The sequence below is a fragment of the Bordetella genomosp. 12 genome, assembly GCF_002261355.1.
Classification (GTDB): Bacteria; Pseudomonadota; Gammaproteobacteria; order Burkholderiales; family Burkholderiaceae_B; genus Bordetella.
The window spans coordinates 158,855-177,650 of the sequence record NZ_NEVU01000003.1 but is presented as its reverse complement, the minus strand read 5'-3'; the positions used below and the strand labels follow the sequence as shown (position 1 = coordinate 177,650).

Genomic DNA, 18,796 nt, shown 5'->3' with positions numbered 1-18,796 from the left:
CGGATAACGGCATGCGATTTGAAGATATCGACGCCGGCACGGCCGCGCGTAGGCTGGTAGTCGAAGACAGCGATTGGGCGCAACTGACGCCGGCCGAGGCCGAGCGCCTGGTCACGCTCTTCCTGGCGGCCAGGCGTTTCGAGGAGAAAATCCTCCAGCTCGACAAACTGAATCTCGTGCACGGTCCCGCACATTCGAGCATCGGCCAGGAAGGCGCCGCGGCCGGATGCGTGGCAGCCTTGCCGGTCGATACCTTGATGAACGGTACGCATCGGGCCCATCATCAATGCGTCGCCAAGGCCGTCAACGCCATTTACGAAGCCCCGCGCGACGGCGTGCTGAGTGCGCGCATCCGCGCAGAACTGCAGGGTTTGATGCAGGAAATTCTCGGCCTGTCGGGCGGTTGGACCGGCGGTCGCGGAGGGTCCATGCACTTGCGACGGGCGGACTTGGGCATCATGGGCACCAATGCCATCGTTGCCGGCGGCATCCCCATCGCCTGCGGACATGCCTTTGCCGAAAAGCAGCGCGGCTCCGACAAGCTGATGGTCACCTTCTTTGGCGATGGTGCCGTGCATCAGGGCGCGACCCATGAAGCCATGAATCTGGCGGCGCTCTACGGGCTGCCGATGATCTTCTTCCTCGAGAACAACAAGTACGCCGTGTCGATGAGTGTGGAGCAATCCACTTATCAGACCGAACTGCTGACGCGGCCGCAAGGACACGGCATCGCCTCGGTCAAGGTCGACGGCATGAATCCCTTTGCGGTCTGGCTGGCTGGCCGTTGGGCACAGAACGCCATCCGCCAGGAGGGACGCCCGGTTCTGATTCTTGCGGAGGTATACCGCTACTATCACCAGAGCTCTTCGATTCCGGGCAGCGCTTTTGGCTACCGCACCCGCGAAGAAGAGGCCGAATGGAAAGCCCGCGATCCCTGGCTGTTTCTGCAGCGGGAGCTGCCCGCACGCGGCATTCTGGACGAAGGCCGGCTGGCTGCCATCGATCAGGCGGTCTGCGAAGCTATCGAGGCCGCCGCTGCCTCGTGCGTCGAAGGCAGCGGCTCTGCAACCCGTATCCGCGCCGAGCTGTGGCCGGATGCCAGCACCGTGGATGCGCACCTGAACAGCGACATGCGCGAGTTCGACGACGCGCGTTTCGCCGAGCCCGAGGACTTCGATGCCGCAGAGATGGAGCCCATGAGCTACATCGAAGCCATCGCCCGGACCATGGGCGCCCGAATGGCCGAGGACGAGCGCATCTACGTTTTTGGCGAAGACGTGGCCAATATGGGCGGCGGCACGGTGGGGGCCACGCGTGGTCTGACGGATCGCTTTGCCGGGCGGCTGATCAACACGCCGATCACGGAAAACGGCTTCTGCGGCCTGGCCACCGGCGCTGCTCTGTCGGGCCTCAAACCGGTCGTCGAACTGATGTATAGCGACTTCTTCCTCGTGGCTGGCGATCAGCTGCTCAACCAGGCGGGCAAGATCCGGCATTTGTTCAACGGCACGGCATCGGTGCCGTTGGTGTTGCGTACGCGCATTCCGGGGCTGGAGGGGTATGGTTCGCAACACTCGATGGACCCTGCCGGGGTCTTTGCCCTGTTTCCCGGCTGGCGCATCGTGGCGCCGTCCAATGCGTTCGATTACGTGGGCCTGATGAACTCAGCGCTGCGATGCGAGGATCCCGTGTTGGTGCTCGAACCGCAGGAACTGCACAAGCGCAAGACGCTCGTGCCCAAAGACCTCGATTACTGCATCCCGTTGGGGCGCGCACGCCGTGTGCGCGAAGGTCGCCAGATCACCTTGTTGGCCACCCTCAGCATGGTCGAGCTGTGCGTGCAAGTGGCCGAGGAGATGGGCGTGGATGCGGAGGTCATCGATCTGCGTACGTTGTCTCAGCGCGATATCGATTACGACACCATCAGCCGTTCGGTTCGAAAGACGGGCCGGGTGGCCATCGTCGAGCAGACCACGCGCGGAGCCAGTCTGGGCGCGCTGATCGCTGACGAAATCCAGCGGCGCGATTTTGACTATCTGGATCAGCCCGTGCAGCGCGCGACCGGACGTTGGGCGCCGCCTGTCGTGTCACAGGCTCTGGAGCGCGCGGCCCTGGCAGGCGCGGATGACGTCCGGCAGCTCATCGCCCGCATGTTGGCCGAGAGTGGGCTGCCGCAACAAGGAGAGGCGGATGCCGTTCGGGCTTGAAGGAAAAACCATTCTGATCACGGGCGCGGCCGGCGGCATTGGCGCGGAAACGGCGCGGGTCTGCGCCGAGCTCGGCGCCGACGTCGTGCTGGCCGATCTGCAGGCGCCCGAGGCGGTGGCGCAGGCGCTATGCGAGCAGGGATACCGCGCCCGCGCGCTGGCCTTCGATGTCACCGACAGGCAGGCGGTCGAGCAAGCGGTGGCCGGACTTGAACGTCTGGATGCCCTGGTGGCCAATGCGGGCTACTGTCCCTGGGATGATTGGAATGAAGACGGCTGGGATGATGTATTCCGGCGCGTCGTCGACATCAACCTCCTGGGTTTGATGCATATTTGCCGGGCCGCCTTGGCGCGGATGGCGGCGCAAGGCGGCGGCCGCATGGTGCTGGTGGCGTCAGTCGCCGGGCGCATGGGCGGGCTGGCCGCAAGTCCCCACTATGTCGCGGCCAAGGGAGGCACGCTCGCTTTTGTGAAATGGCTGGCGCGGCGCGGGGCGCAAAGCGGCGTCATCGTCAACTGCGTGGCGCCGGGCGCCACCGACACGCCCATGACCGTGGGCCAGGCGTTCGATGAGACTAGAATTCCCATGGGTCGCAAGGCCAAGCCTCGCGAGATCGCCTTGCCCATCGCTTTTCTTTGCTCTGATGGCGCGAGCTACATCTGCGGCGCCACCCTGGATGTCAATGGTGGCGTCTACATGAATTGAGACACACCATGGACAGTATCTTGCAAGGGCTTCTGCAAAAGCAGGAGCGTATCACCGTCGCCGACCAGATCTACAGCGAAACCCGGCAGCTGCTGATGAGCGGCGCGGTGCCGCCCGGCGAAAAGGTCACGCTGCGTGGCCTGGCCGCCGTGCTCAATACCAGCCCGATGCCCGTGCGCGAAGCGGTGAACAAGCTCGTGGCGGAAGGCGCATTGGAGATGCTGCCCAATCGCGGCTTGCGCGTCCCCAAGCCGGATCTGGCCAAGTTTCGCGAGATCGTGCGCATCCGGTGCTGCCTGGAGGGATTCGCCGCGGCCGAGGCCGTGCGCGTCATCGACGATGCCACGGTGGCGCGTATTCAGGCGCATGCCCGCGAGTTCGACCGCCTGGGCCACCTGCCGCGTATCGATGCCCTCAAGACCATAGAAGCCAACCGCAATCTGCATTTCGCATTGTATGAGGCAGCGGGCATGCCTTTGCTGGTCACGATGATAGAAAACATCTGGCTGCAGATCGCCCCGCTGTTTTCGCTGAGCATGGGCAGGAAAGAACGCAAGTCGGAAAGTTGGGAGTCTTTCGCGCATCACGATCGTCTGGTGGACGCGCTGCGGCGGCGCGATGCCGAGGGGGCGCGGCAGGCCGTGGTACAGGACATCTCGGATGCCGCGGAATACATCGAGAAGACCGGAAATCTGGCAAACATTTGAGGTAAGTTCGACATGGATATCAATGTCGTGATGCCCGCCATCGGCGCGGGCACGACGCAAGGCAAGATCCTGCAGTGGCTTAAGCAAACCGGCGAGACGATCCGCGCAGGCGATATCCTGGCAGAAATCGAGACCGACAAAGCGGTCATCGAACTCGAAGCCCTGGACGGCGGTGTGCTGCACCGTATCCATGTCGAAGCGGGTGATGCGGAGGTCCCCGTGGGGGACGTCATCGCCGTTTTGCGGGCAGCGTCCGCTGCGGCGGCGCCGGCTGAGGCCGGGGCCGATCTCGCCCGGGCAGCACCGGCCCCTGCCGTGGAGGCAGCGCCAGCCGCGTTGCCTCAGGCCGCCATGCCCGCCGCAGTGAACGAACCCGCTTCGCTGCGCGTCTTTGCCAGCCCTTCGGCACGGCGCCTGGCGCGCGAACTCGGCGTGGATCTTTGCAGCCTGTCTGGCAGCGGGCCGGCTGGACGCATCGTCCGGGTGGATATCGAGCGCGCAGCGCCGCCGGCCCCGGCACCCGCCACCTCGGCGCCGGCCGCCTCCAGGGCCTCATCGTTGCCCGCCCAGGCCTCTGCGCCGCCCGCGAGTGGGGGCCTGACGCCGCACACACCGATGCGCCGCACGATCGCCCGGCGCCTGGTGCAATCCAAACAGGACATCCCGCACTTCTATCTGAGTGTGCAGTGCCGCATGGACGGTCTGCTGGCCGCTCGGACGCGGCTCAACGCGGCCCAGGATCGTCGCTACAGCCTGAACGATCTGCTCGTGCTGGCGGCGGCCCGGGCTTTGCAACAGGTGCCCGACGTCAATGTGCAATGGACTGAAGGCGGCACCTTGCGCCATGGGCAGGTCGATATCGGCGTGGCCGTGGCCTTGGACGACGGCCTTATCACCCCGGTGTTGCGGGACGTGGGCCAGGCCGGCTTGCGTGCGCTGGCCGGGCAGTTGAGCGATCTGGTGGATCTGGCGCGCCGGGGCCGGCTGCGCCCCGAACAGTACGAAGGCGGCAGCCTCACCATCTCTAACCTGGGGATGTATGGCGTGCATGAGTTCGCGGCCATCATCAATCCGCCGCAAAGCGCCATCCTGGCAGCGGGCGCCGTGCTGCGCCAGCCCGTGGTCGACGGTGACGAAATCCGCATCGGCAATGTGATGTCACTGACGTTGTCGGCCGATCATCGCGTGGTCGATGGCGCGGCGGGCGCCCGCTATCTGGCTGCCGTACAGAACTTGTTGGAAAACCCTATCGAACTGATTCTTTAGGGCCGCAAGGGTAGCCGCAGCCGGCACGAGACCGGCGCGGCAATGGAAATCAAAGGACTGGAGACAACAATGATGCATAAGCAGCTGTTCCGTTTTGCAGGCGCGGCCCTGTTGGCCGCCATGGCCCAGGGAGCTTGGGCCCAGGACATCAAGATTGGCTACAACAGCGATATGTCGGCCACCGGCTCGGCCGACTTTGGGGTGTCGGCGCTGGCGGGCGCCCGCCAGGCCGTGGACGAAATCAATGCCGCCGGCGGCGTGCTGGGCCGAAAGCTCGTGATCGTCGCGCGCGACGACGTGGGTGCGCCGCCCAAGTCCATCCAGAACACCAACGAACTGGTCGACAATGAGAAGGTCGTCGCCATGCTCGGGGGCGTGAACTCCGGCAATATGCTGGCCTGGATGCACATTGTGCAGCAGAAAAAAATCCCGACCATTTCGCCCTCCGCCACTGCCACGGAAATCACCAATCGCTACAGCAAGGAGCCGGTCAATTACATTTCGCGCGTCTCCATGCGTGACCTGGACCAGATCACGCTGCTGGCGGCCTATGCGGCGCGCGCGAGCAAGAATGGCAAGGTCGCCATCATCGCCGATACCACCGGTTATGGGCAGCAGGGTGCCAAGGACGCCACGCACGTTCTGGGCCTGCATGGCATTACGCCGGTGGCCAATGAGAAGTTCGGGCCCAAGGACTCGGACATGACGTCGCAGTTGAACAAGATCAAGTCGCTGGGCGCCGACACCCTCATCGTCTATGCCTTGGCCGATTCCAACGCGCACGTCATGCGCAGTCTGGAGAAGATCAACTACTACCCGGTCACCTTGGGATCCTGGGCCAATTTGAGCTCGCCCTTCTTGCGCATCGCGGGGCCGGATCTGGCCAAGAAGATGATCTTTTCGGCCTCCATTACCGAAGACTCCACGCCCAAGTCCAAGGCGTTGTACGAAACCATCGTCAAGCGTGACGGCAAACTGCCCACTTACGTGTTCGCCGCGCATGCCTATGATTCGGTCAAATTGCTGGCCGCCGCCATGGAGCAGGCGAAATCCACCGATGGCGAGAAGGTGCAAGCCGCGCTGGACAACCTGGGCAAGGTCGATGGCGTGATCAAGACTTATGCGCCGGCGTTCACCAAGGAAAACCATGAAGCGCTGTCGTACAAAGACTTCCGCCTGGTGCGTTGGGTCGACGGCAAGGTGGTGTCCATCGATGACGACATCACGCGCCAGATGAAGCCGGAAGACCTCAAGCAATAACGTCGGTGCCCCGGGCCGCGCGGGCGCGGCCCGGCGGGGAGTCCCGGCTCCACTGCCTCTCTTCCTCGCGTGCCGGTCTGCGCCAGCGGCCGGCCCGGCACGCACAGCTACGCTGCCGGCGGGTATCGAACTCCTGCGACGGCGAGGTCCGGATCATGCCTTTACTACAAGCCATACTCAGTGGATTGGCCATGGGCAGCGTGTATGCCCTGGTCGCGTTCGGTTTCAGCATCACCTACACCACGACCAAGACCTTCAATTTCGGCCAAGGGGCGTTTCTGGCCCTGGCCGGGCTCATCGGCATCAGCGCCATCGTGCTGGTCACCCAGGGCAAGCTGATCGGTTTTCCGTCACCGCAGGACGTCACCTGGGGCACCTTCCTGTTCGCCCTGGCCGCGGCCATGCTGGTGTTGGCCCTGCTGGGCTACGTGCTCTACATCACCGCCATCAAGCACTTCGTGGGCGAGGCCGGTCTGTCCTGGGTCATGAGCACCATCGGTTTCGGCATCATCATCCAGAACCTGGCTCTGCTCATCTGGGGCCCGGCGCCCATCGCCGTGGCCTCCCCGCTGGGCGAGGGCGTGGTCAACATCCTGGGCGCCGGCGTGCGCCCGCAGGAGATCCTGGTCTTTGCCACCACCCTGGTCCTGATGATCGTGCTGGACTGGGCGCTGCATCGCACCAAGATGGGCAAGGCCGTGCGCGCGGTCGCCTTCAGTAAATCGGCCGCCAGCCTCATGGGCATCAATGCCAACGCGGTCGCCGTGGGTGTCTTCGCCATCAGCTCGGCCCTGGCCGCGGTTGCGGGCGTCATGGTTGCCCCCATCGCCACGGCTTCCGTCTTCGTCGGCACGCTGCTCTCGCTCAAGGCCTTCTCGGCCGCCATCCTCGGCGGCCTGGAGAACCCGCGCGGCTGCATCTTCGGCGGCTTTCTGATCGGCCTGCTGGAATCCCTCATCGGCCTTTGGTACTCCAATCTGCGCGAGATCGCTGTCTTCGCGCTCATCATCGTCGTGCTCTATTTCCGGCCCGCCGGCATCCTGGGCCGTGTCCACGCGGAGAAAGTATGAATCTGCGTCCTCTCCTCGTCCCGCTGTGCGTGGCCGCTCTGGCCGTGGCTGCCGCCTACTCGGGTTTGAACGATTTCTACCTGCTCATCCTCTTTAACATCGGCGTGTATTACATCGCCGCCACGGGCTTTAACATCCTGGTCGGCCAGACCGGCCAGAAGTCCCTGGGCCACGCCGGCCTGTTCGGCGTGGGCGCCTACACGGTGGCGCTGCTCACGGTGAACTACCAGGTCAACCCCTGGCTGGCGCTGGCCGCGGCCATCGTGATCTCGGCCCTGTTCGGCGTGGCCATCGCGCTGCCCGCGCTCAAGGTCAAAGGCCCCAGCCTGGCCATGGTCACCATCGCCTTCGGCCTGCTCATCGAGAAGATCGTCTCCGAATGGACCGACGTCTTCAAGGGCCAGGAGGGCTTTTACGGCATCACCGGCCTGACCTGGGGCGGCGCGCCGCTCGACGGGCGCCAGTGGGTGGTCGTGGTGGTGGTGATCGGCCTGCTGCTGCATGCGGCCACCTCGCTGCTGCTCAACGGCCGCTTCGGCCGCGGCTTTGCCGCCGTGCGCACCTCGGAGATCGCCGCCGGCAGCGTGGGCATCAGCGTCTACCGCTTCAAGATCCTGGCCTTTGTCATCAGCGCCATCACCTGCGGCATCGCCGGCGGCCTGGTGGCCCAGCAAAACCAGTACATCAACTCCGACTTCGTCAACTTCAACCTCTCGGTCTTCTTCCTGGTGCTGGTGCTCTTTGGCGGGCGCTCGCCCACCGGGTCCTTCCTGGGCGCGGTGGTGCTGACCGTGATCGATGCCATGCTCGCGCGCTGGCCCGAGGTGCAGCACTTCGCCTATGGCCTGATCCTGCTGTTCGCGCTCTATGCCATGCCCGAAGGCCTGTCCGGCCTGCTGGCGCGCGTGCTGCCGCGCCGCAGCCTGCTCTCGGCCCGCGAGCGCGAGGCCATCAAACCCTGGTCGCCCACGCAGACCCGCAAGCAAGGCGCCGGCGACCTGCTGGTGGTCAAGGACCTGTACAAGGCCTTCGGCGGCGTGGTGCCCACCAACAAGGTGTCCTTCAGCATCCAGGAAGGCAGCATCGTCTCGCTCATCGGCCCCAACGGCGCGGGCAAGACCACCACGCTGAACCTGCTCTCCGGGCTGGTCACGCCCGATGCGGGCAGCATCCGCTTCAAGGATCACGACCTGGTGGGCCTGCCGGCCGATCAGATCGCCTCGCTGGGCATCGGGCGCACCTTCCAGAACCTCAAGCTCTTCGAGGGCCTGAGCACGCTGGAGAACGTCATGGTGGGCCTGTACCGCGTGCAGCGCTCCGGCTTCTGGGCCAACCTGCTGGGTCTGCCCTCCAGCCTGGCCGAGGAGCGGCGCATGCGCCGCGAGGCCTATGCCATCCTGAAGTTCTTCGAACTCGAGCGCTACGCCGATGACGCGGCCAACAGCCTGCCCTACGGCCTGCAGCGCCGCCTGGAGATCGCCCGCGCGGTGGCCGCCATGCCCGAGCTGCTCTTGCTCGACGAGCCGGCCGCGGGCCTGAACCCTGCCGAGACCGACGCGCTCACCGGACTGATCGCCCGGCTGCGCGACAAGGGCCTGACGGTGCTGCTCATCGAGCATCACATGGACCTCGTCATGGCCATCTCGGATCAGATCGTGGTGCTGGACTATGGCGTGAAGATCGCCAGCGGCCTGCCCGCCCAGATCCAGGAGAACCCCAAAGTCATCGAAGCCTACCTGGGCGCCCCGGCGTAGGAGCCAGTCATGAGCAGATTGCTAGATATCCAGAACCTCTCGGTCAACTACGGCGCGGTCAACGCGCTCAAGGAAGTGTCGCTGCACGTCGAGCGCCACGAGATCGTGACCATCATCGGCGGCAACGGGGCGGGCAAGAGCAGCATGATGCGCGCGCTCTCGGGCATCGAGAAATCCACCGGCCAGGTGCTGCTCGAGGGCCAGGACCTGGCCGGCATCCCCGCGCACCAGCGCGTGGGCCTGGGCATCGCCCATGTGCCCGAAGGCCGGCAGGTCTTCCCGGACCAGACCGTTCACGACAACCTGCTGCTTGGCGCGTTTCTGCGGCGTGAGCCCCAGGCCGTGCTCGATGCCGAGATCGAAACCTGCTTTGCGATGTTCCCGCGCCTCAAAGAGCGGCGCGAACAGTACGCGGGCACTTTGTCCGGCGGCGAGCAGCAGATGCTGGCCATCTGCCGCGCCCTGATGAGCAAACCCCGCATCCTGATGCTCGATGAGCCCTCGCTGGGCCTGGCCCCGCTCATCGTCGCGGAGATCTTCCGCATCATCCGCGCGCTCAAGGAACAGGGCATGACCATCCTGCTGGTCGAGCAAATGGCCAACCAGGCCCTGGCCATCTCCGACCGCGCCTATGTGCTCGAGGTCGGCAGTATCGTGATGCAGGGCAGCGGCCAGGAACTGCTGGCCAGCGAACGCGTGCGCCAGGCCTATCTGGGCAAACAGCGTCACTGAGTCCGCACTGGCCCGGGCTCGGCGCGCAGCAGCGGCAGAAAGCACAGGCCGCCGATCAGGCTCACGACGGCGGCCGACCACAGCGTCTGGCTCAGAAAGTGCGCGCCCTGCATGATGCGAACGCTGCTCAGCGCCGCGCCCAGGATCAGCCCCAACGCCAGGCCGCCCCAGCGCAAGGCGGGGCGGCGGGTGGCCCAACCGACGAAGTACAGCAGCCCCAGGCTATAGCCGGCGGCGGCGTGATGGCTCGGCAGCGCATGGCCGGCGGGGGTCGTGCCGCCCGCCCACCAGCGCGTCGGCATGAGCATGTCGCCGCCGAACATCTGCAGGCGATAAGGGCGGGGCAGGGCAGTAATGTTCTTCAAGACCGCAATCAGCAAGGGCACCGCCGCCATGGCGGTCAGCAAGAGTGCGCAAGGCAGCAGCCATGCGTGCAGCCGCGGCCGCAATGCCGCCAGGGCCAGCCCGATGAGAGCGACCGCGGCCAGGCCCAGCGGGAGGGCGAGAACGGCCTGATGGCCCAGCAGTTCCAGAGTCGGCAGTTGACTCAAGGGAAAACGGCGGCTGATCGGGTCATAGAAGTACCGGGCCAGGGTCAGATCCAGGCCGCTGTGGCCAGCGAGATACGCGATGGCTGCGAGCAGGCCGGGCAGCCCGACGACGTAGATGGCAATGTAGGCGGCGGGGGAAAGGGGCAAACGGGGGGACGGCATCGCGGAACAACCTTGAAAAGACGGCGCCATGCTAGCCGCGCGAGGATCGAAAAAACGTCAAATTGGCTGCCCAGGGTCAGCGCCGGATTCGCAGTACCATGGCGTTTTGCGCAAGGCGATGGTTTTCTGGGGATAGTGCGATGGACAGAAGAGCGTTTGGCGTGGGCCTGCTGGCCTGGGTGGGTGCTTCGGCGCTGGGCATGCCCGCTCTGGCGGGCGTGCGGGACAACCTGCCGGCTGCCAGCGATGATGCGCAGCGCCAACTGGCCCGCCTGGAGGCTCGCGAAGGTGGGCGCCTGGGCGTTCACCTGCTCGATCTGCAAAGCGGCTACACCGCCGGATATCGGGCCGATGAGCGCTTCGCCCTGTGCAGTACCTTCAAGGTGTTGGCGGTGGCGGCCGTGCTGGCGCGCGTGGCGCGCGGCGAAGACGACCTTTCCCGGCCGATGCGCTTGAGCGCGGCCGATCTCGTGGCCTATTCGCCGGTTACCCAGCAGCGTCTCAATGAGGGGATGACGCTGGGCCACTTGTGCGAGGCAGCCCTGCTCGTGGGCGATAACACCGCGGCCAATCTTTTGCTGTCGACCATCGGCGGGCCGCCCGGTGTGACCGCCTACGCGCGAACGCTGGGCGATACCGTGACGCGTCTTGATCGTTTGGAGACCGCGCTCAATCAGGCGCAGCCTGGCGATGAGCGCGACACCACCACGCCCGCGGCCATGGCGGGCAATCTGCGGCAGTTGGTGCTGGGCGAGGCCTTGCCCGAGCCGCAGCGCGAGCGTCTGCGCGATTGGCTGTTGCATTGCCGCACCGGGCAGGAGCGCTTGCGGGCCGGCCTGCCAGCCGGGTGGGCCTTCGGGCATCGCACGGGCGCCGGCGAGCACGGCACTTGCAACGATATTGGCGTGGCCTGGCCGCCTTCCACCGGGCCGGTGGTGATCAGCGCCTACCTGACCGAATCACCCTTGCCCCCGCCGGAGCGCGAGCGCGTCTTGGCCGACGCGGCGCGGATTCTGGTGCACGCCTTGACGTCGGCGCGTTTGCAGGCCGGCTAGCGGCTTACTTGCCAGCGGCAGCAGGGGCGGGCTTGTCCTCGCAGCTGAAGGTCACCAACGCTTCCTTGGGCATGAGGCCGGTGGCATGGTTGGAACTGACTTCAGGGCGGGCATAACGCTGATTCTTGCGGGCGCAATAGTCCTCGGCTTCTTGCCGGGCCTGATTTTTGATCTCGACCCAGGTCATGGCCTTGGCGCCGGCGTTGTAGCGAATCTGGTAGCGGTCCTTGTCGACGGCTTTGATTTCGCTACTGACACCGCATGCGGTCAGCAGCGAAAGCAGGCAAAGCGGCAGGGCGAAGCGAAGAAGCATGTCGGTATCCGAAACAAGGCTGCGATGCCGGTATTCTATGTCAGTGCCAGGCCGGCCCGGCGCCGGACGGGCGTGCTAGCATCCGCCCCATCTGCCGCGCATGCGGTGCTTTACTGAGAGAGAGGCCATGGATATTCAGGAACAGATCGCCGTCATCGTGCATACGGTATCGCACCAGGGCGGGCGCATCGACGCGCTGAACGCGACCTTGGCCGCGACCCTGCATCTGGTCAAGACCTCGCCCGGCTTGAAGGAAGCCATCGAGGCCCAACTCGAAAAGAATTACTCCACGCTGCTGGCCCGTTCCGAAAATCCGCAATACATGGCCGGCTTCGAAAGCGTGCGCGACATGGTGCAGGCAGCCCTGAAGTGATCGTTGCCGGCAAAACTTATCCACTGGTTTTGTGGATAAGTCTTGGGATAGCTATCCGATAAGCCGGCATTTCCCTTATGGCTCAAGGGCTTGAACAGCCGGGTCATTTCTGAAGCGAGATGACGATGGCCGCCAGCCTGGCGATGGCCTGCTCGGCCTTGCGAGGATCGGGTTCGGCGCAGGATAGCCGCAAATAGTGGTCGTAGCGGCCAGAGTTCGAAAACATCGCGCCAGGCGCCACCCGGATGCCCGCCGACAGCGCGGCTTCGAACACGGCAGTGCCGCTGACCTGTTGCGGCAGCTCCACCCAAAGCAGCATGCCACCCGGCGGCAGGCTCAGCCGGGTGCCGGGCGGAAACTCGCGGGCAATGGTATCGGCGGCATGCTGCCGCTGCCGTGTCAGCTGGCCGCGCAGCCGCAGCAGATGGCGGTCGAAGGCCTTGGTGCCCATGTAGGCGGCGGCAGCCAGTTGGCCAGCGGCCTCGTTCGGCCGGCTCTGCGCGAACTTGAGCATGTCGATGCGGGCATGCCAGCGCCCGCCCATGATCCAGCCCAGCCGCATGCCGGGCGCCAATGTTTTGTGCAACGACGAGCAGTAGATGACGTTGCCCGCTTCATCCCAGTGCTTGATCGCGCGCTGCGGGCCGTCGTCGGCCAGCGCGCCGTAGGTGTCGTCTTCGATGAGCGCAATGCCGTGCGCCACGCAAACCTCCAGCAGGCGCTGTTTATCGTCATCCGGCATCACGCAACCGAGCGGATTCTGCAGATTGGGCACGACCACCACGGCGCGGATGGCGGGTTGGGTGTGCAAGGCGTGTTCCAGCGCCTCGACGGACAGCCCGCGTTGCGGGCTGGTCGGAATTTCCAGGGCCCGCAGGCCCAGACTCTCCAGGATCTGCAGCAAGCCGAAATAGGTCGGCGATTCCACCGCGATGGTGTCGCCTGGCCGGGCGACGGCGCGTAGCGCCAGGTTGAGGGCTTCGATACAGCCGTGCGTGACGACGATGTCTTCGGGCTTGGCCCGGATGCCGCAATCCCAGGCCCGCCGTGCCAGCACCGCGCGCAATTGCGGCGCGCCCTGGGCAGGGGCACGGCTGGTGAGCAGCTCCGGGTTCAGGCGCAGCGCCCGGCTCATCGCTTGCCGCAGCGCATGGTGGGGATAGGCGCCGGGTTCGGCGGCCGCTAAAGCAAAATTGATGGACAAGTCGTGCTGTTCGCACAAGGCCACGAAGTTGGACACCCTATCGTGGATGCCGACATAGCGGGCGGGATCGGCCGCCGCGCGCATATCCGGTTCGGTGGCTGGAGCCAGGCGCGGCGCGGCAGGGCGGCGCACAAAGTACCCCGAACGGGGTCGCGCCTCGACCAGCCCGTCGTCTTCCAGGCGGCGGCAGACTTGCAGCGCCGTGCTCAAACTCACCTGATGCGTGCGCACCATGCTGCGTACCGAAGGGATCCGCGCGGCCGGCGGCAAGGCGCCGGACTGAATGGCGGCGCGGTAGTACTCGGCGAGACGTTGGTAGAGCGGCTGAGCGTGCATGGGTTTCATGATGCCGCGCCTCGTGCGCAAGAGACAGGCACAGACGGCCCGGAAAACCACCATAACAGAAACGCCAGGACGCAGCTGTTGTGGAACAGATAGGTTCGGCGTGTGTCTGTCGCGCCAAGGCCAGGCTGCGTAGTCTGGATGGCATTGATTCCATGGAGTCCCATCATGTCGTCCTCGTTCTCTCAAGCGCTGCCTGCCGGCGGTTGCCGCACCCTCTACGCCCGGGCGGGCGATCGCGTGATCTGCATGGAGGGATGGGTCATGGTTGGCGAAGCGCGTGCCGGCGTGCCGCCGGGAGGTCCTGAGGCGGCGCTCGCCCTGCATGCCGGGCAGACCCATTTTTTTCACGAGGCGGGGGTGGTCAGTCTGCGGGGCGCGCAGAGCTGCCGGATCATTTATTTGCATGCGCAACCAGTTTGGCGGCCTTATTTAAGGCGTGTCCTGCAGGCCATTAAAAAATGGTGTATGATTCGTTTCATCAGACGCGGGGTGGAGCAGTCTGGCAGCTCGTCGGGCTCATAACCCGAAGGTCGTAGGTTCAAATCCTGCCCCCGCAACCAGATAAAGAGCCCTGATTTCGATAGAAATCAGGGCTTTTGCATTTGGGTGTCCATCTTTGCCTCGCTTGCGCTACCATGCAATGCAATCGTTACTGAAGGGAGGCTTACAGGATGGGAACGGCGAAGTACGATCATCCAGGCTTTGTCGCGGATACCGGCGTGCATGGCAAATTCGTCATTGGTGTTTGGTGCCCGCACGGCTATCCCGCGCACATACACATCGGGCGCTTCAAACCGGGCGAAGCGGCGGAGCCCAATTTGCGGCTGCGCATTCCTGATGGCGTTTTCCAATCGATCTCCGATGACATGGAGCGGCTTTGCCGCCGTGCGTTGGGGCAGGCCATCGAAGACAGGCTGCTGGTCGACACCGATGGCGGCTACCAGGAAACCCGCTTTCGTGTCGATGCGCTGCCCTGGTCGGGGCCGCTGCAGGCCGTGACGGCCTGAGCGTAGTTTTGCACAGCGGCGGTGGATAAGCCTTGGGACAGTTGCCGTCAATCAGCAAAAAAAGCTTGTCGCTCAACGGCTTGCGCGCGTTGCTCACTATCTGGGCAAGGCGCGCTGCCAGGGGCTGAGCAGGGCTGCCGCATAAGCCCTGGCGCGGGCTACGCGACAAGTCCGATGCGCTGCGGTATTCTGGCTGCGCCTGGAGCATCAGCATCCAGTTTGCGACCTGCTGTTCTTATTCGAAGACTAGGAGATCCCATGAAACAAAAAGCCCTCATGATCATCGTATTGGCCATGGCTGCTGTGTCGGCCGGCTGCAATACGGTTGCCGGCGCCGGCAAGGATATCGAACGCGGTGGTGAAGCCATCCAGCGAGGTGCCAATAAATAAGGTCGGCAAGCAAAGATTCAGGCCGGCAAGCAACGTCAGCCCGCGGCAAAGCTGTAGCCTTGCCGCGGGCTGTTGCATAATCGGGCCTTCGATGTTTTGTGACTGAGGGCAGTGTCATGCGCCTATGGATGGGGTTGGCGGCGGTCGCCGTCGTGTTAAGCGGTTGTGCCAGCAAGGGTCTGCAGGAACGCGACGTTACCGGGGTCAGCGAGACCTTCGTGGTAAGCGCCGATCCGATGGCCGCACTGCGCCGCGCCAGCGAGTATGTGCGGGTCTGCCATGAGGTGCGCGCGCATCCGTACGGGGCGGTGTATGTGGGCAAGCGTTCCGTTGGGGATCGTGGGCTGCCCAACGAGATCCTGGTGCACAAGGAAACCGAACCCGCGAAAATTCTCGAGCGTATCAATACGCAGCCGGCGGAATACGCCAATCAGGCGCAAGTCACCGTGACGGTGCTCGGCGAGGGCGTTTGGGATGCGGAGGAGATCGCCGCGGCGCGTCGTTCCATCGCCTCCGCCACGCCGGTTTGCCGCGCCATGCAATAGAGCGGCGGCATGGCAAATCCTGCCGTGAGCGGCGTGTTTCTGCTGTTGGGTTCGGCCTTGCGCTGGGCGGGGTGGCTCAATGGAGTGGCCTGCCTATTGCTGATGTCCTTTTCCCTGGGGATCGTCGGCAGCGATGTGGCGCCGGCCGATCTCTCCTGGCCGCTGGCATGTTTTCTGGCGGGGGTGGCGGCCACGGCGCTGGCTTTCGTGCTCTGTGCGCTGGCCAGGATCCTGGCGGGTGGCGGCGGCAAGAGCAGGCTTTGGCTGTTCTGGCCTGCCATGCTGCTGGCGCTGGTCTGTTATGGCGCCAGCATCGGCGGCTTTGCCGCCGGCTGCTGGCTGACGCTTGGCGACGTCTCCGGCGCGGCGGAGGATCAGTACGCAACAACCTGAGGCGGGCGTTTTTTTCGATTTGCCATCTTTACCTCGGGCGGCCTCTGGAATAATATGCGCAATGCGTACATAAACCGAGGCCCATCCTCATGTCCATCTCCCAGCAAGCCTTCCTGCGCGACGCCATGCGTCGCCTTAATCTGACCCGCGACGTGTTTGCCGCGCGTATTGGCGTCAAGCGCCGTGCGCTCGATACCTGGTTGCTGCCCGAGGGCTCGCAGGAGTTTCGGGCGATGCCGGAGGTGGTCGAGCGTTTTGTGAGTGAAATCGTCCAAAACCGCGATCTGCTCGAAAAATATACGCAAAGCGTACAGGGTGGGCCGCTGTGTGACCGCATCGCGCTGAACGGCAAGCATCAGTTGATTTCGGTCGACCAGTTCAGCCGTGAGTCGGTCGAGGATCTGTTTCGCGTGGCCGACATGATGCAGCCCATCGCGCGCCGCCAGAAAGTCTCCCGCGTACTTGAAGGTGCCGTGCTGGGTAATTTGTTTTTCGAAGCCAGTACGCGTACCCGCGTGAGCTTCGGATCAGCCTTCTGCCGCCTCGGCGGCTCGGTGTGCGACACCACGGGGTTTACGTTTTCTTCCATGGCCAAAGGCGAGTCCATCTATGACACCAGCCGGGTGATGAGCGGCTATGTCGACGCCATGGTCATTCGGCATCCGGACAAGGGGTCGGTGGCCGAGTTCGCCGCCGCCACCAATATTCCGGTCGTCAATGGCGGCGATGGCCCGGGCGAGCACCCCAGCCAGGCGCTGCTGGACCTCTACACCATTCTTACCGAGTTTTCGCGGCTCGGTAAGTTGCTCGACGGCGCACATATCGCGATGGTGGGCGACCTTAAATATGGCCGCACGGTGCACTCCCTGATCAAGCTGCTTTCCTTGTACAAGGGGCTGCGCTTTACGCTGATTTCGCCGCCTGGCCTGGAGATGCCCGATTACGTGCTGGAGCAGGCCGCTCGCAACGACAATGTGATCGAGCAAAAGTCCTCCCTGGCCGAATTGGCGGGCGCCGATGTCATCTACGCGACGCGCGTGCAGAAAGAACGTTTCGCCAATGAAGAGTCCAGCGAAGGCTATACGGCTGAGTTTCAGGTCAGCCGCGCCATCGTGGATGCGTACTGCGGCCCGGACACCATTGTCATGCACCCCTTGCCCCGCGACAGCCGCCCGGGTGCCAACGACCTGAGCGTCGATCTCAATGATGACCCGCGGTTGGCGATATTCCGTCAGACCGACAACGGGATCCCTGTGCGCATGGCCATTTTCGCCGTGCTCCTGGGGGTGGAAGGGCTGGTGCAGCATTCCATGCGTGACGTGACCTGGCGTCATCCGTCCCATGTGGGGCCGGACGACTCGTCTTTTCACGGTCTGGATTAAGGATCTCAGGGGCGGGCGGCAGGCCTGCCGCCCCGTCCTTGGTGCTTCTCGGGCCGCCCTGACGGGCGGCCTTGTCAGTCGCGCTTTTCGCCGCCGAGGGCCTCGACCAGTTCGGCCAGCATTTTCGCCAGCTCGCCCGTCATGAGCGCCATGTCGGAGTCGAACTTCTCGTCATCGTTGAAGGCCGCGTTTTCGGGATTTTCCTTCAGGACGTCCAGCGGCGCGACCCGCTTGATGTCCATGGACTCGGTCAGCACGAATGACACGCGATCGGCCCAGGTCATGGCCAGGCGCGTGCACTGCTTGCCCGATTGGATATGGCGGCGTACGTCATCGGCGTCGATGCTGTGCTTGACGTAGCGGATGGCGGCCCGGCTCTCGCCCGAGGCGCGCAATTCCGTGTCCTGGTCGATGGAAAAATTCGCGGGGGCTTCATCGGCCGCCAGCCAGCCGGTCATGGCTGCGGCAGGCGATTGCGCCACATAGAGATTTTCCAGCGGCAAGGGATCCACCGTCTTGACCAGCATGCCGATGACTTCATCGGCCTTGGCCGAGGCGGCCGCATCGATGACCAGCCAATGGTTGACCGTGTCGATCCAGACGCGAGTGTCGCGGTAGATACTGAAGGCGCGCGGCAGCAGTTCGTCGGTGACGCGCTCCTTGATCTCCTTCATCTGCTTGCGGCCAGGCTTGTAGCCCTGCTGCTCTTCGATTTCCTGAGCGCGTGCACGCGCAACCTGGTTGACGACCGTGGTCGGCAGCAGTTTTTTCTCGGCACGCAGAGACAGGAGAATTTGCCCGTTCAGGCTATGCGCCAGGCTGGCGTTTTCGCGCGGCGAGATCCAGCCCAGGCTTTGCATTTCCAGATTGTTGCCGCTCTGGTAGGCGTGTCGCGCAAGGCTTTCTTCAAGCTGCTCGCCGGTCAGCGTCCAGGGAGCGGACAGCCGATAGATCTTGAGATTCTTGAACCACATGGCGTCGGGCAAAAGCATAGATTCTATACGAGGGGGGGCGGCGATGGGGCGCGCTTGCCGGATTGTTTGACATGACACGCTCTGTCACTGACAGCGCCGCCGGCTTGCTGTAACTTGCCGCCCATCGTCAACAGCAGAAAGGGGATGGGCGATGAAACCTGCCACCATCGTGGGTGCAATTCTGATAGTCCTGGGCGCAGCCGGCCTGATCTACAAAGGCTTTAACTACAACTCCGAAGAAACCGTGCTGCAGATCGGTTCGGTCAAGGCCACGGCCGAAACCGAGAAGTCCGTGGCAATCCCGACCTGGGCCAGCGTGGCGGCTCTGGTCGTGGGCGTGCTGGTGATCGGCGCGGGCATGCGCCGCTGAGCGTCGTGCCTGTGAGCACCCAGAGGGCCG

20 protein-coding genes and 1 tRNA gene are annotated in these 18,796 nt (G+C 64.4%); 17 read left to right on the top strand and 4 right to left on the bottom strand.

Going from position 1 to position 18,796, the window contains the following annotated elements:
- Nucleotides 1-11 precede the first annotated feature (11 nt).
- From CAL22_RS12980 to CAL22_RS12945, 8 genes are all read left to right on the top strand, one after another.
- Nucleotides 12-2,207 carry a dehydrogenase E1 component subunit alpha/beta gene (locus CAL22_RS12980; protein WP_094813903.1) on the top strand — a complete coding sequence of 732 codons (2,196 nt, stop codon included), beginning with the start codon at nucleotides 12-14 and terminating at the stop codon, nucleotides 2,205-2,207.
- Nucleotides 2,191-2,913 carry an SDR family NAD(P)-dependent oxidoreductase gene (locus CAL22_RS12975; RefSeq protein ID WP_094813901.1) on the top strand — a complete coding sequence of 241 codons (723 nt, stop codon included), beginning with the start codon at nucleotides 2,191-2,193 and terminating at the stop codon, nucleotides 2,911-2,913. The genes CAL22_RS12980 and CAL22_RS12975 overlap by 17 nt, the downstream gene beginning before the upstream one ends.
- Nucleotides 2,914-2,921: 8 nt before the next feature.
- Nucleotides 2,922-3,620, top strand: a complete 699-nt coding sequence (locus CAL22_RS12970; RefSeq protein WP_094813899.1) for a GntR family transcriptional regulator — start codon at nucleotides 2,922-2,924, stop codon at nucleotides 3,618-3,620.
- A gap of 12 nt (nucleotides 3,621-3,632) precedes the next feature.
- Nucleotides 3,633-4,886: a dihydrolipoamide acetyltransferase family protein gene (locus CAL22_RS12965; RefSeq protein WP_094813897.1), complete on the top strand. Its 1,254-nt coding sequence runs from the start codon at nucleotides 3,633-3,635 to the stop codon at nucleotides 4,884-4,886.
- A 72-nt stretch (nucleotides 4,887-4,958) separates the two neighbouring features.
- Nucleotides 4,959-6,146: an ABC transporter substrate-binding protein gene (locus tag CAL22_RS12960; protein ID WP_094816587.1), complete on the top strand. Its 1,188-nt coding sequence runs from the start codon at nucleotides 4,959-4,961 to the stop codon at nucleotides 6,144-6,146.
- Nucleotides 6,147-6,301: 155 nt separating this feature from the next.
- Nucleotides 6,302-7,216, top strand: coding sequence for a branched-chain amino acid ABC transporter permease (locus CAL22_RS12955; RefSeq protein WP_094813895.1), 915 nt, complete (start codon nucleotides 6,302-6,304; stop codon nucleotides 7,214-7,216).
- Nucleotides 7,213-8,970 carry a branched-chain amino acid ABC transporter ATP-binding protein/permease gene (locus CAL22_RS12950; RefSeq protein ID WP_094813893.1) on the top strand — a complete coding sequence of 586 codons (1,758 nt, stop codon included), beginning with the start codon at nucleotides 7,213-7,215 and terminating at the stop codon, nucleotides 8,968-8,970. Before CAL22_RS12955 ends, CAL22_RS12950 begins: the two co-directional genes overlap by 4 nt.
- A gap of 9 nt (nucleotides 8,971-8,979) precedes the next feature.
- Nucleotides 8,980-9,702, top strand: coding sequence for an ABC transporter ATP-binding protein (locus CAL22_RS12945; RefSeq protein ID WP_094813891.1), 723 nt, complete (start codon nucleotides 8,980-8,982; stop codon nucleotides 9,700-9,702).
- On the opposite strand, the gene CAL22_RS12940 is transcribed toward CAL22_RS12945, so the two are convergent.
- The gene (locus CAL22_RS12940; protein ID WP_094813889.1) at nucleotides 9,696-10,415 is read right to left on the bottom strand and encodes a phosphatase PAP2 family protein; all 720 of its coding nucleotides are present in this window, start codon (nucleotides 10,413-10,415) and stop codon (nucleotides 9,696-9,698) included. The genes CAL22_RS12945 and CAL22_RS12940 overlap by 7 nt on opposite strands.
- A gap of 140 nt (nucleotides 10,416-10,555) precedes the next feature.
- On the opposite strand from CAL22_RS12940, the gene blaHBL reads away from it, so the two are divergent.
- Nucleotides 10,556-11,470 carry an HBL family class A beta-lactamase gene (gene blaHBL, locus CAL22_RS12935; RefSeq protein WP_094813888.1) on the top strand — a complete coding sequence of 305 codons (915 nt, stop codon included), beginning with the start codon at nucleotides 10,556-10,558 and terminating at the stop codon, nucleotides 11,468-11,470.
- A gap of 4 nt (nucleotides 11,471-11,474) precedes the next feature.
- Here the strand turns inward: blaHBL and CAL22_RS12930 are convergent, their stop codons facing one another.
- On the bottom strand, nucleotides 11,475-11,783 hold the full coding sequence (locus tag CAL22_RS12930) for a hypothetical protein (RefSeq protein WP_244193877.1): 309 nt from the start codon (nucleotides 11,781-11,783) through the stop codon (nucleotides 11,475-11,477).
- A gap of 127 nt (nucleotides 11,784-11,910) precedes the next feature.
- On the opposite strand from CAL22_RS12930, the gene CAL22_RS12925 reads away from it, so the two are divergent.
- The gene (locus CAL22_RS12925; RefSeq protein ID WP_094813884.1) at nucleotides 11,911-12,156 is read left to right on the top strand and encodes a hypothetical protein; all 246 of its coding nucleotides are present in this window, start codon (nucleotides 11,911-11,913) and stop codon (nucleotides 12,154-12,156) included.
- 103 nt (nucleotides 12,157-12,259) lie between these two features.
- On the opposite strand, the gene CAL22_RS12920 is transcribed toward CAL22_RS12925, so the two are convergent.
- Nucleotides 12,260-13,696 (bottom strand): PLP-dependent aminotransferase family protein, encoded by a 1,437-nt coding sequence (locus CAL22_RS12920; protein WP_432264317.1) that lies wholly within the window; start codon nucleotides 13,694-13,696, stop codon nucleotides 12,260-12,262.
- A gap of 492 nt (nucleotides 13,697-14,188) precedes the next feature.
- On the opposite strand from CAL22_RS12920, the gene CAL22_RS12915 reads away from it, so the two are divergent.
- From CAL22_RS12915 to CAL22_RS12890, 6 genes are all read left to right on the top strand, one after another.
- A tRNA-Met gene (locus CAL22_RS12915) sits at nucleotides 14,189-14,265 on the top strand.
- Between the two features lie 111 nt (nucleotides 14,266-14,376).
- Nucleotides 14,377-14,712 (top strand): hypothetical protein, encoded by a 336-nt coding sequence (locus tag CAL22_RS12910; RefSeq protein WP_094813879.1) that lies wholly within the window; start codon nucleotides 14,377-14,379, stop codon nucleotides 14,710-14,712.
- Nucleotides 14,713-14,970: 258 nt separating this feature from the next.
- Nucleotides 14,971-15,102: an entericidin A/B family lipoprotein gene (locus CAL22_RS12905; RefSeq protein WP_094813877.1), complete on the top strand. Its 132-nt coding sequence runs from the start codon at nucleotides 14,971-14,973 to the stop codon at nucleotides 15,100-15,102.
- 116 nt (nucleotides 15,103-15,218) lie between these two features.
- Nucleotides 15,219-15,647, top strand: a complete 429-nt coding sequence (locus CAL22_RS12900) for a BPTD_2524 family lipoprotein (protein WP_167383633.1) — start codon at nucleotides 15,219-15,221, stop codon at nucleotides 15,645-15,647.
- Between the two features lie 9 nt (nucleotides 15,648-15,656).
- The gene (locus CAL22_RS12895) at nucleotides 15,657-16,040 is read left to right on the top strand and encodes a hypothetical protein (protein ID WP_094813875.1); all 384 of its coding nucleotides are present in this window, start codon (nucleotides 15,657-15,659) and stop codon (nucleotides 16,038-16,040) included.
- Nucleotides 16,041-16,129: 89 nt separating this feature from the next.
- Entirely contained in the window at nucleotides 16,130-17,422 is a 1,293-nt protein-coding gene (locus tag CAL22_RS12890; protein WP_094813873.1) for an aspartate carbamoyltransferase, read from the top strand.
- Nucleotides 17,423-17,496: 74 nt separating this feature from the next.
- Here the strand turns inward: CAL22_RS12890 and CAL22_RS12885 are convergent, their stop codons facing one another.
- Nucleotides 17,497-18,396, bottom strand: coding sequence for a recombination-associated protein RdgC (locus CAL22_RS12885; protein WP_094813871.1), 900 nt, complete (start codon nucleotides 18,394-18,396; stop codon nucleotides 17,497-17,499).
- 151 nt (nucleotides 18,397-18,547) lie between these two features.
- Between CAL22_RS12885 and CAL22_RS12880 the strand changes: the two genes are divergently transcribed.
- Nucleotides 18,548-18,766 carry a hypothetical protein gene (locus CAL22_RS12880; protein WP_005013561.1) on the top strand — a complete coding sequence of 73 codons (219 nt, stop codon included), beginning with the start codon at nucleotides 18,548-18,550 and terminating at the stop codon, nucleotides 18,764-18,766.
- Nucleotides 18,767-18,796 lie beyond the last annotated feature (30 nt).